This window comes from bacterium (assembly GCA_035308905.1).
Lineage (GTDB): Bacteria > Sysuimicrobiota > Sysuimicrobiia > Sysuimicrobiales > Segetimicrobiaceae > DASSJF01.
In genome coordinates this window covers 1-11,664 of sequence record DATGFS010000077.1, presented here as the reverse complement: position 1 = coordinate 11,664, position 11,664 = coordinate 1, and the positions used below count along the sequence as shown (strand labels likewise).

At 70.7% G+C, this 11,664-nt stretch carries 12 protein-coding genes; 9 read left to right on the top strand and 3 right to left on the bottom strand.

What is annotated here, in order from left to right:
- Nucleotides 1–680, top strand: a 680-nt coding sequence (locus VKT83_19160) for an MBL fold metallo-hydrolase (GenBank protein HLY24592.1), incomplete at its 5' end; no start/stop codon positions are given.
- On the opposite strand, the gene VKT83_19155 is transcribed toward VKT83_19160, so the two are convergent.
- Complete coding sequence (locus tag VKT83_19155) at nucleotides 640–2,940, bottom strand: xanthine dehydrogenase family protein molybdopterin-binding subunit (protein HLY24591.1); 2,301 nt, start codon at nucleotides 2,938–2,940, stop codon at nucleotides 640–642. The two genes, VKT83_19160 and VKT83_19155, sit on opposite strands and share 41 nt — an antisense overlap.
- Before the next feature lie 27 nt (nucleotides 2,941–2,967).
- On the bottom strand, nucleotides 2,968–3,558 hold the full coding sequence (locus tag VKT83_19150; GenBank protein HLY24590.1) for a lysophospholipid acyltransferase family protein: 591 nt from the start codon (nucleotides 3,556–3,558) through the stop codon (nucleotides 2,968–2,970).
- Between the two features lie 173 nt (nucleotides 3,559–3,731).
- Here VKT83_19150 and VKT83_19145 point away from each other — a divergent pair, with 173 nt between their 5' ends.
- The 8 genes from VKT83_19145 to VKT83_19110 all read left to right on the top strand — a co-directional run bounded on the left by VKT83_19145 (nucleotide 3,732) and on the right by VKT83_19110 (nucleotide 10,273).
- Nucleotides 3,732–4,526: a 3-hydroxybutyrate dehydrogenase gene (locus VKT83_19145; protein HLY24589.1), complete on the top strand. Its 795-nt coding sequence runs from the start codon at nucleotides 3,732–3,734 to the stop codon at nucleotides 4,524–4,526.
- Nucleotides 4,527–4,625: 99 nt separating this feature from the next.
- Nucleotides 4,626–5,657, top strand: coding sequence for an ATP-binding cassette domain-containing protein (locus VKT83_19140; GenBank protein HLY24588.1), 1,032 nt, complete (start codon nucleotides 4,626–4,628; stop codon nucleotides 5,655–5,657).
- 1 nt (nucleotide 5,658) lies between these two features.
- Nucleotides 5,659–6,315: an ABC transporter permease gene (locus tag VKT83_19135; protein ID HLY24587.1), complete on the top strand. Its 657-nt coding sequence runs from the start codon at nucleotides 5,659–5,661 to the stop codon at nucleotides 6,313–6,315.
- Nucleotides 6,288–6,965, top strand: a complete 678-nt coding sequence (locus tag VKT83_19130; GenBank protein ID HLY24586.1) for an ABC transporter permease — start codon at nucleotides 6,288–6,290, stop codon at nucleotides 6,963–6,965. The genes VKT83_19135 and VKT83_19130 overlap by 28 nt, the downstream gene beginning before the upstream one ends.
- 34 nt (nucleotides 6,966–6,999) lie before the next feature.
- The gene (locus VKT83_19125) at nucleotides 7,000–7,914 is read left to right on the top strand and encodes a glycine betaine ABC transporter substrate-binding protein (GenBank protein HLY24585.1); all 915 of its coding nucleotides are present in this window, start codon (nucleotides 7,000–7,002) and stop codon (nucleotides 7,912–7,914) included.
- Entirely contained in the window at nucleotides 7,914–8,681 is a 768-nt protein-coding gene (locus VKT83_19120) for a glucose 1-dehydrogenase (protein HLY24584.1), read from the top strand. Before VKT83_19125 ends, VKT83_19120 begins: the two co-directional genes overlap by 1 nt.
- 47 nt (nucleotides 8,682–8,728) lie before the next feature.
- Nucleotides 8,729–9,334: a TMEM175 family protein gene (locus VKT83_19115; protein ID HLY24583.1), complete on the top strand. Its 606-nt coding sequence runs from the start codon at nucleotides 8,729–8,731 to the stop codon at nucleotides 9,332–9,334.
- Nucleotides 9,335–9,463: 129 nt separating this feature from the next.
- Nucleotides 9,464–10,273, top strand: a complete 810-nt coding sequence (locus VKT83_19110) for a creatininase family protein (GenBank protein ID HLY24582.1) — start codon at nucleotides 9,464–9,466, stop codon at nucleotides 10,271–10,273.
- A 20-nt stretch (nucleotides 10,274–10,293) separates the two neighbouring features.
- Here the strand turns inward: VKT83_19110 and VKT83_19105 are convergent.
- Nucleotides 10,294–11,664, bottom strand: a 1,371-nt coding sequence (locus tag VKT83_19105) for a hypothetical protein (protein ID HLY24581.1), incomplete at its 5' end; no start/stop codon positions are given.

Here is an 11,664-nt window from a genome sequence, read left to right as displayed (position 1 = left end):
TCCGCCTCGGCGGCGCGTCGGTCGTCATCGACCCCGGCTGCGACGTGCCGTCGTCGGCGTGGGCCCGCGAGTTCGCCGCCAAGTGGCCGGGCCTCACGCGCTCGCCCGGCCTCGAAGCCGCGCTGCGCCGCATCGACGTGGTCCCGGGTTCGGTGACGCACGTGCTGATCACGCATGCTCACGAGGACCATCTGGCCGGCGTGGCGGCGGAGCGCGGCGCGGATCTGGCGCTCCGCTTTCCGAACGCGCGTCACGTCATCGGGCGGCGGGACTGGGAGGAGCACCCGACGCGGAAGCAGCCGGACAGCGCCCTGGTGCGCCGCCTCGGATTGGCCGCGCAGCGGGGCCTGCTCGATCTGGTGGATGGGGAGCGCGAGGTGGCGCCCGGCGTGGCGATGATCGCCTCCCCCGGGGAGACGCCGGGACACTGCCACGTGCGCGTCGCGTCCGGCGACCGGCGGTTCTACTATCTCGGCGACCTGTTCCACCTGCCGTGCGAGGTCGAGCACGTGGACTGGGCGCCCCCGAACCGCGACGTCGCGGCCCTCGCGGCGTCGCGCCGCCGCCTGCTCGCCGACCAGTCAGGCCACGAAAGCGTGCTGGTCTTTTCGCACGACCGGTTTCCTGCCTGGGGCCGGATTACCCGCGCGGCGGACGGGTACCGCTGGCAGCGGGACTAGACGAGGCGTCGCGGATCGCCCGCCACACCCGGTCCGGGGTCATCGGCATATCGATGCCCGTCACGCCGAGCGGGCGCAGCGCGTCGTGGACCGCGTTGACGAGGGCGGGGGGCGCGCCGATCGTTCCGGATTCGCCGATGCCCTTCGAACCCAGCGGGTTGAGCGGCGACGGCGTTTCCTGCATCGCGGACACAACCGGCGGCAGATCGGCCGCGGTCGGGGCGGTGTAGTCCATGAGCGACCCCGTGAGCGGCTGGCCGTCGTCGCCGTAGACGACCTGCTCGAGCAGCGCCTGCGCGAACCCCTGCGCCAGGCTGCCGTGTACCTGCCCTTCGACCAGGAGCGGGTTGACCACGCGGCCGCAGTCGTTCACCGCAACGTATGAGAGGACCTTGATGGCCCCGGTCTCGGGGTCGACCTCGACCACGGCGACGTGCGCCCCCGACGGCGTCATCACCCGCTCCGATTCGAAGCGCGTGCTCGCCTCAAGCGGCTCGCCGGCCCGCGCGGCGATCTCCCGGAACGTCAACGTTCGCTTCGGCACGCCGCGCACCCCGGCCCGGCCGCCCTCGAGGGTGATGTCCCGCGGGGCGGCCTCGAGAAGTCTCGCCGCCGCGGCGATGATGCGCCTTTTCAAGTCCGACGCCGCGCCGGCCATCGCGGATCCGCCGAGCGACAGCGACCGGCTCGCGAACGTACCGACACCCTCCGGGATGGCGTCCGTGTCGCCGTGCAGCACCGTGACGTCCTCCGGCGTCAGGCCGAGTCCGTCCGCGAGGATCTGGCTCAGGGCGGTCGCGAGGCCCTGCCCGTGCGGCGACGACCCGGTGACGGCCGTCACCCGGCCGGACCCCTCGACCCGCGCGCTCGCGGTCTCCCACGTCTCGCCGCCGCCCGCGGTCTCGATCCACGTGCACAGCCCGATTCCGAGCGGGAGACCGCCCTCGCGCCGCCGCCGGGCCTGTTCCCTTCGCCATCGGTCGTAGTCCGCCAGGCGTAGCGCCCGGTCGAGCAGCGCCGGGTAGTCCCCCGAGTCGTAGATGAGGCCGGTGGCGCCCTTGTACGGGAACGTCTGAATGAAGTTCCGCCGGCGGACGTCCGCGGGGTCCAGGCCGAGCCGCGCCGCGGCGAGATCGATCAGACGTTCTATATAATAGGCGCCTTCCGGGCGGCCCGCGCCGCGATAGGGACCGCCCGGCGCCTTCGTCGTCGCGACGCCCCGCATCCGAAGCCGGACGTTCCGGATGCGGTAGGCGCCGAGCCCGACGAGCGTCGTCAAGGTCGGAATGATCGCGGTGACGGAGTAGCAGTACGCTCCGAGGTCGGCCAGGATATCGCCCTCGACCCCCGTGATGGTCCCATCAGCGGACACGGCGGCGCGCAGACGCGCCCGCTGTCCCCGTCCCTGCACGGTGCTCCTGAGGTCCTCGAGGCGGTCCTCCGCCCAGGCGACCGGCCGCTGCAGGCGGCGGGCCAGCAGCGCGGCGAGTGCTTCTTCCGGGTAGTCAATGCCCTTAACCCCGAATCCGCCGCCGACGTCCGGAGCTATCACGCGGACGTGGTCCGGCTCGACGCCGAGGAGTCCGGCGAGGGTCTCACGCGCGCCATGCGGCGACTGGGTCGAGAGGGTGATCTCGAACCGGCCGGACGCCGCGTCGTACCGTGCCAGGACGCCGCGGCACTCGAGCGGCATCCCGGCGAGACGGGGCTGCTCGAATGTGGCCTCGATGACCGCGGCCGCATCGCGAAACGCGGCCTCGGGGTCGCCCGCCCGCACGTCGCGGGTAAAGACGACGTTGCCGCCAAGGGATTCGTGCAGCACGGGGGCGCCCGCCGCGACCGCGGCGTCCAAGTCGACCACGGCGGGCCGCGGCTCGTACTCGACGCGCACCGCGTCAACCGCGTCCTCCGCGGCGTACCGGCTGACCGCCGCGACCACGGCGACCGGTTGGCCGACGTAGCGGACGGTATCCTCGGCCAGGAGCGGGTGCGTCGCCTTCGCGACGCCGGGGAACATCGGGACTGCGGGAATCCGGGGCACCGGCGAGCCCAGGTCGCGCCCGGTCAGCACCGCGACGACCCCGGGCATCGCGAGCGCCGCCTGCACATCCAGGCGCACGACGCGGGCGTGGGCGTGCGGCGATCGGACAATCGCGGCGTGGACCATGCCGGGCAGCCGGATGTCGTCGAGAAACCGCGAGGCGCCGGTCAGGAGGCGGCGATCTTCCCGCCGCCGCAGCGGAGTGCCGACGTACGCCATGGGAGGGAGGTTCGGCCGGCCGCCTGTCTACGCCTTCGCGTCCGTGCCGGCGCGCGCCGCGGCGAGCATGGCGCGGATTTGGGCCGCCGCTTGTGCGACGGCGTCTCCGAGCGCGTTCCGGTCGCCGGCCGGCACGGTGATCGGATCGCCCACGTATACCGTGATCGGACGCCGGCGCGGGATGATGCGGCCGAGCGGGAGGGCGTCGTCCGTTCCGACGATCGCAATCGGGACGATCGGCGCGCCCGCGCGCGCCGCGAGCATCGCCGCGCCCCGATGAAACGGCCGTACTTCACCGGCCGGCGGAATCCCGCCCTCCGGAAAGACGATCAGCCACGCGCCCTGCCGCAGCGCCTCCGCCGCCCGGCGCAGCGCGGTCGTGTCGATGGCCTGGCGCCGCAGCGGGATGGCCAGCGGGCCGTACGTGCGCATCACCCAGGCGACGCCCGGCATCCGCCACAACTCTTCCATCGCGAGAAATCCAGGCTTGCGCGGCAAGACGAGCGGGACAATGATCGGGTCGAGCCAGCTGATGTGGTTGGCGACGAGCACCGCGGGCCCGAGCGCCGGGAGGCGTTCGACGCCGACGGCCCGAAGCCGGAATAGCGCGCGCGCCAAACCGCGCACCGCCCCGCGGATCAATCGATAGACCGGCCCGTCCAATCTCCGCTCAGCATACGCGCCGCGGGTCCGTCCCGCAAGCGGCCGGAGGGCCCGTCAGACGGGGCAGGGAGGGCGCGCCGGCTCCGACGAAGAGTCGCAGTGCGCAGATCCGTGAAGGGGTGAGGCTCGTGCCGGCCTGGGACCTGAACGTTGCGGGAAAGGCGGCCGTCGTGACGGGCGCCGGCAGCGGGATCGGGCGGGCCACGGCGCTCGCGCTGGCCGCCGGCGGCGCCGCGGTGTGCATCGCGGACGTCCGGCCGGACGCGGCGCGCGCGGTTGCGTCCGAGATCGAGCGCGCGGGAGGCCGCGCGATCACCGTTACAGGGGACGTGAGCAAGCCCGACGACGTGCGCCGGTTCATCGGCGAGGCCGCCCGGAGTCTCGGCCGCCTCGACATCCTCGTCAACAACGCCGGGCTCCAATACATCGCGCCGATCCACGAGTACCCGGAGGAGAAGTGGCAGCTCCTGATCGGCGTCATGCTGACGGGCACCTTCCTCTGCACGAAGTACGCGCTGCCGCACATGATGGCCAACCGCTGGGGACGCGTCGTCAACATCGCGTCGATCCACGGCGTGGTCGCGTCTCCGTTCAAGAGCGCGTACACCGCGGCCAAGCACGGCATCGTGGGCTTCACGCGGGTGCTCGCCCTCGAGGCGGCCGAGCACGGCATCACCGCGAACGCCATCTGTCCCGGCTACGTGCGCACGCCGCTCGTCGAAGGACAGATCGCGGACCAGGCGAAGGTACACGGCATCCCGCCCCAGGACGTGGTGGAGAAGATCATGCTCGAACCGGCGGCGATCAAGCGGCTGCTCGAGCCGGATGAAATCGCCGGCGCCGTGCGGTACCTGTGCAGCGACCTCGCGAGCGGCATCACCGGCACGACGTTCCTCGTCGACCAGGGCTGGACGGCGCGGTAGGCGCCGGGACATCCGCATGCGCAACAGCCGGTCGGCGTTCTGGGGTCCCGCTCCTCCGCCGGCCGACAAGCGGCCGGCAACCAGGTAATTGAACTCCGCGTGACCAAGATCGCGTTCCGGGACGTCACCAAGGTCTACCCCGGCGCCCACCGCCCGGTGGTCGATGGGGTGACGTTCGATGTCCCGGAAGGCGCGATCTGCATGCTGCTCGGCACCTCCGGCGCCGGCAAGACGACGCTGCTCCGGATGGTCAACCGGCTCGTCGAGCCGACCTCGGGCGCGATTGTGATCGACGGCCGCGACGTCCTCCAGGAAGATCCCATCGCGCTGCGCCGCCGCATCGGGTACGTCATCCAGCAGGTCGGTCTGTTCCCCCACATGACCGTCGCCGAGAACGTTCGCCTGACCGGCGAGGTCGCCGGCCGCCCGAAGGACGAGATGGCGCGGCGCGCCGACGAGCTCTTGACCCTCGTCGGCCTTGAGCCGGCGGAGTACCGTACACGGTACCCGCGCCAGCTCTCCGGCGGGGAGCAGCAGCGCGTGGGGATCGCGCGTGCGCTCGCCACCGCGCCCGGTATCCTCCTCATGGACGAGCCGTTCGGGGCGCTCGACGCGATCACGCGACGCCGGCTGCAGGCCGAACTCCTCAGAATCCAACGCGGGGTGAGGACGACGATCGTCTTCGTGACCCACGACGTGGACGAGGCGTTCCGGCTGGGATCCCTGATCGCGATCATGTCGGAGGGCCGCCTGGTGCAGGCCGGCACGCCGGTGGAGCTGCTGACCCGTCCCGCCGACGATTTTGTCCGCCGCCTCATCGGCGCGGACGCGATTCTGCGCCAGCTCGAATACCTGCCTATTTCGGTCGCCCTGGAGCGGCCTACCGGGCCCGCACGGCCGTCGTCACCCGTGCGTCTCCGCGCCGACGCGACTCTCTTGGAGGCGCTGCTGGCGCTGCTCGAGACCGGCGCCCCGGCGCTGGCCGTGGCCGCCAACGGGACGGAGGACCCGGCCGGCTATGTCACGCTCGCCGGCCTCGCGCGCGAGATCACCGCCTTGAGAGAGGCCGGCCGCCCGGCAGGAGGCAGCGAAGCGGCCGGAGGTTCTGTGCCGGAGAGGACGGCTCGGTGACGTGCGATTCCTGCTGAACCCGGGGAGTTATGCGCTCGGCGACTCGTCGAGCATACCGAACCTCCTCGCGCAGCACCTGGTGATCGTCGGCATCGCGATGGGAATCTCGGTCGTCATCGCTCTGCCGCTCGGCGTCGCCGTCGCCCGCTACCGCGGACTCCACCTGCCGGTCGTGGGCGTCGCCGGCTTCCTGTACACGATTCCGGGCCTCGCGCTGCTCGCCGTGCTCGTGCCGATCACCGGACTCAGCACCACGACGATCGTCGTCCCGCTCGTGCTCTACGCGCAGCTGGTGCTGATCCGGAACACCGCGGCGGCGATCCAGGCGATCGATCCCCTCCTGCTCGACGTCGGCCGCGCCATGGGCATGAGCCGGGGGCAGCTGCTGCGCCGGGTCGTGACGCCGCTCGCCCTGCCGCTCGTGATCGCCGGCGTGCGCGTCGCCACGGTGACGACGATCGGGATCGCGTCGCTCGCCTCCCTGGTCGGCGCGGGCGGACTCGGCGACCTGATCTTCGGCAGCATCCAAAACGCCAACTACGACGAGGTCTTCGCGGGCGGCGTCGTCGTCGGGGCGGTCGCCGTGGCGGCCGACCTGCTGCTGCTGGCGATCGAGACGGCCGCGGGGCGGTGGCGGACGGCGGCGGTGAACCGGTGATGGCGGCGCTGCTGCGGTTCGTGGCGAGTCCCGGCGCCGACTACCTGGGGCACACCGTGCAATACCTGGAGCTGTGCGCGGCCTCGCTCGTCGCGGCGATCGTCATCGGGGCCGCCGCGGGCGCCTGGGCCGCGCGGCGGCCCCTGTTCGCCTTTCTCGCGGTCAACGTGAGCGGCATGATGCGGGCGATTCCGATCGTCGCCTTTCTGGCGTTCGCGATTCCGTATCTCGGACTCGGCTTTACGCCGGCCTTCGTCGCGCTCACGGTCCTAGGGATCCCCCCCGTGCTGTTGAATACATGGGCCGGTCTGCGGGGCGTCGATCCCGCCGTTATCGACGCGGCCCGGGGTATGGGAATGACCGGCCGGCAGATCGCGTTGCGTATTCAGGCGCCCCTCCTCCTGCCCATCGTCGCGTCCGGCGCCCGCACCTCCGGCGTGCAGATCATCGCCACCGCCACGCTCGCCGCCATCATCGGCGCAGGCGGGTACGGAGATTACATCCTGTCGGGGCTCTACCAGGTCGACATGACGCAGATCCTGGCGGGCACGGTGCCGGTGTCCATCCTGGCGTTGTGCACAGAACTCGGACTCGGCGCGGTGGAGCGCGCGCTCACGTCGCCGGGACTGCGGGTACGGTCCTTCGAGTAGCGAAGCGGTGACATTCGAGAGGAGGATGGAGATCGTGGCGAAGCGCAGAAGCGGATTGTTCCAAGGACAGCTGCTGGCGGTGCTCGTGATCGGGGCGCTCGTGAGCGCGATCGTCCCGGGAAGCAGTCCCGGAGCGGCGGCCGCGGGCAAGCCGCACCTCACCGTCGGAGGCAAGCTCGATACCGAAGCGCAGTTGCTGACCAAAGTGTACGTGCTTGTGCTCCGGAAGGCCGGATTCGACGTCACCGAAAAATCCAAGCTCGGCACCAACGACATCGTTCACAACGCCATCGTGAGCGGTCAGATCGATCTGTACCCGGAGTTCACCGCGACCGGGCTGGCGCGGTTGAAGCTCAAGACCACGCACGACGACCAAAAGGACTACGCTCTCGTGAAGGCCGGCTACCAGAAGCAGTTCCACATCACCTGGCTGGCGATGTCACCGCTCAACGACACCTACGGGATCTGCACGACCCAGGCGCGGGGAGCGAAGCTCGGGACGAGGGTCAGCCAGCTGGCGGCGGCGGCCCCGAAGCTGACCGTCGCGTCCCCGCCCGACGGCACCAGCGATCCGAACGTCCTCCCCGGGATGAAGGCGGCGTACGGCTTTACGTTCGGGAGGACCACGGTGCTCGATGAGGCGCTGACGTTTCCCGCCGTCCAGCAGGGCAAGGCCGACGTCAACGTCTGCTACACGACGAGCGCGCTCATTGCGAAGAACCACTTTGTCCTGCTCGACGACGACCGCCACCTGTTCCCGATCTACCATCCGGCGCCGATCGTGCGCGACGCCGCCCTGACACAGGCGCCCGGCATCGCGACGGCGCTCAACGCGCTCGCGCCGAAGCTGACCACGGAGGTCAGCCAGCAGCTTCAGCTTCAAGTGGTGAACGGGTCGAGCGTCACGGACGCCGCCACCACCTGGCTCAAGGGGGCGGGGCTCCTCTAGTGAGGCTGGCCGGCAAAGTCTGCGTCATCACCGGCGCCGGCTCGGGGATCGGGCGCGCGAGTGCGCTCCTGTTCGCGCGCGAGGGAGCCCGGGTGGTGGTGGCCGACGTGGACGCGGAGGCCGGCGGGCGCGTCGCCGAAGAGATCGGGGCCGCGGGGGGCGAGGCCCTCGCGGCCCCGACCGACGTGACCGACCCGTCCGCGTGCGGGCGCACGGCGGCGCGGACCCTCGAGCGATGGACGCGCATCGACGTGCTGTTCAACAACGCGGGCGTCGCCGGGATCGGCGCGGTGCACGACACGCCGCTCGATCTGTGGGACCGTGTCATGAACGTCAACGTCCGCGGCGTTTTTCTGATGAGCCGGGCGGTCGTCCCGGCGATGATGGCGCAGCGCGCCGGCTCGATCATCAACATGTCGTCGGCGATCGCGGAGATGGGGCTGGCGCGCCGGGCGTCGTACTCCGCGTCCAAGGGCGCCGTGCTCGCGATGACGCGGTCGATGCAGGTGGACTACGCGCCGTACAACATCAGGGTCAACGCGCTGCTGCCGGGCACGATCTTGACCCCGTTCGTCGAACGGTACCTGCGCGAGTCGTACCCGGACTACGCGCAGGGCCTCGCCAACGTCAAGGCGCGGCAGCTCTCGGGCGACCTGGGCAGGCCGGAAGATATCGCGGCCGCCGCGCTGTTTCTGGCGAGCGATGAGTCGCGGTTCGCGATGGGCTCGGGACTGATCATCGACGGGGGCCTGACAGGCTGCCGGTGAGCGGGCCGACGCCCGGCGACCGACGGGGGCCGCCCCTGTCGCCTGTCATGGAGACGTCGCGCCTCGAGGCGTTCAGCGACGGCGTCTTCGCGATCGCCATGACCCTGCTGGTGCTCGATCTTAAGGTCCCGCCCGCCGCCGCGGGCGGTCCGCCGCTGTGGCAGGCGCTGCTGCGGCAGTGGCCGGCGTACCTCGCGTTTGTGACGAGCTTCGCGACGGTCGGCATCATGTGGATCAACCATCACCTGAACTTTACGCTGATCCGCCGCACCGATCACACGCTCCTCGTGCTGAACGGCCTCCTCTTGCTCGGCATCACGTTCCTGCCGTTTCCCACCGCGCTGGTCGCGGCCTACGTCGGGCACGGCGAACGGGTGTCGGCGGCCGTGTACACGGGGACGTTCATTTTCATCGCCACCATCTGGAACGTGCTGTGGCGCTACGCGAGCGGAAACGACCGGCTGCTTGCGCCGGATGCCGATCCGAGGCTCGTCGCGGCGATCACCCGCGCCTACAACGCCGGGCTGGTGGCCTACATCGCAGCGCTGGGCGTCGGGTTACTCCGTCCCCTCGCGGGGTTGTTGATGTGCGGCCTGCTCGCCGTCTATTTTGCGCTGCCCGACCAGTACCACCGGTGGCTCGGCCGGCGTTAGTCGCGATCGCTGCCGGCCGGGATGGATCGGCAAGGGCCGCCGCGAAGCCATCATCAGGACAACAGTGAAGTCGCCGGTCCGCCCGGGTGCACCCGAGCGGATTAATTTCCTCGGGGGGGTGCCTCGATCATGCCCAAGTACCGGTTGCAAGACATGTCGTGGATGGAAGCGCAGGAAGCGTTCCGCCGGTCCGACACGGTGATCCTGCCGGTCGGCACGCTGCACGGGCATGGCCCGAGCCCGATCGGCATCGACGCGATCTCCGTCGACGCGATTGCCGACCGCGTCGGCAGGCAAACGGGGATGATGATCCTGCCGACGCTGACGTACGGCGAGGACGACAAGATGCGGGACTATCCGGGGTCGCTCGCGATCAGCCAGAGCACAATGGAGGCGTTCTGCACGGACATCTGCCGCAGCCTCCACCACAACGGCACGCGGAAAGTCATCGTGCTGAACGGTCACGGCGGCAACCGCGAGCCGCTGACGCGCGCAGGCCGCAACGTGCGCGAGCTCGGGATGGCGGTCGCGATCGTCGAGTGGTGGAACATTACGAAGCGCCTGCAGCCGGAGCTCTGCACCGACGGCACCCACATCGTCGAGCTCGCGGTCGCGCTCGCGGCCGGCGGGACGGAGATCGCCGACCTCCGGGGCGGAGGCTACAAGGGCGAGTGGGGCACGCAGCCGCCGCTGCGAAAGATGTTCGGGGACGCGATCAAGCCGCTCGGCTTCAACAACTTCGAGTTCGGCGGCGCGCCGGTGCTCATTCCGGTGGACGCCTGGGACATCGACATCGCGAGCCCGCCGGACGTGAACAAGGCCGACATCGAGGCGCTGCGGCGGCGCGGCGAGCAGATCATCGACCGCGCGGTCGAGTACGTGACCGCGTTCGCCGCGGAGTTCCAGAAAGTCGACGTGGCCAAGGCGCTGAAACAATAACGCGAGACCGCTGAGGAGCGCTACCGCCTGTAGGCGATGGGCTTGACCTGCGGGTTCATGAGATTGTCGTTGACGGAGACCGCGAGCCAGATCGTGTAGCCGCCCCGCGGGAGGCCGTCGCCGGGATTGAACGAAAAGGCGCCGTTCGCCGGCGCGGGAACCATGCCGGTTTTTGCGACCTGTCCGTCGCGGCCGACGACTATGTACCGGCAGACCGCGGTGATATCGTCGTACGCGCCGGACGTGTTGCTGCCGAGCGCCTCGGTGACCATCTTGTAGTAGCGGTCGTACTTGAACAGGCGCTCGACGACGGGGTGGAACTCGATCCGGCCGCCGCGCACCGCGACCGTTCCGATGGACGCGCGGCGCGGGTAGACCTGTTTGTCGAACGAGCCGACCCCGAGCGGATAACTGAGGTCCCGGAACACGCCGAGCACCGCGATCCGCTGCGACCAGCGATCCAGGCGGTACGGCCCGTTCGTGACGAGAAAATGATGGCGCTCGCGGTAGAATGCCGCGAGCGCCCGCCAGCGCGCCCGCGCCTCCGCCGGGCTGACGATCCCGTGCAGTGCCTCGGGCACATACCCGCTCGAAGCGAAGTCGTCGACGAGGGCCGCCAGGCGAGCCTCCTGCGCGGGAGAGCGGACGAGGTCGAGGGGCGCCGTCTTGCGCGCCTGCGCCGCCTCGGGGGAGAGCGTGCCGATGCCGCGCCGCGCGGCTTCGTCGATAAGGGCGAGGACATGCCACGGCACCGTGCTCCACGGCATCGCCAGGAGCGGCGTGTACGCGTCCGCCCCCGCATAGGTCAGGTAGACGCGCACGATCGGTACGTCGTACCGGATCTTCAGGTCGGCCCCGAGATCCCTGACGACCTTTTGGACGCGGATGATCTTGACGCCGTCGAGGTACCGCCGCTCCAGCACCGTGGCGCGGTCGACCGCCGGGTCGTACGTGCGGGACGCGCGGCCGGCATCGGCCGCGCCGCCCCGTGGAGACGGAGTGCCCCAGCGATAGGCAAAGGCGAACGGGTACAGTACATCCCCCGCGCTCATCACCGTGCCGTCGTGAAAGGCGGAGGCGAGCACCCGATACTCCACCATATCGGCGGCCCGTCTGCCGGCACCGACCCGGTCGAGGACCCCGCTCCCCGGGCGCGGCAGCACCGCGTCCGCTGGGACCTCGACCTCGTGCCGGGACGCGTCCGGGACGGTCACGCCGCCAAACGCGCGCTGGAACTTGACGCTCCACGTCTCCCAGCTGCCGATCCGGTTCGCGATCCACCCGGCGCCGTATGGGCTCGGCAGCATGGCCGGGTCACCCACCGCGGCCCACACGAGGCGGCCAAACGGATCCCCAAAACCGGCCACCGGATTCCACGGGGCCGCGGCGGG

What these genes read in the sequence shown, in the direction of transcription:
- VKT83_19155 (HLY24591.1), bottom strand. Translation starts at nt 2,940, where the DNA reads ATGGCGTACGTCGGCACTCCGCTGCGGCGGCGGGAAGATCGCCGCCTC.
- VKT83_19115 (HLY24583.1), top strand. Translation starts at nt 8,729, where the DNA reads ATGGAGACGTCGCGCCTCGAGGCGTTCAGCGACGGCGTCTTCGCGATC.
- VKT83_19110 (HLY24582.1), top strand. Translation starts at nt 9,464, where the DNA reads ATGCCCAAGTACCGGTTGCAAGACATGTCGTGGATGGAAGCGCAGGAA.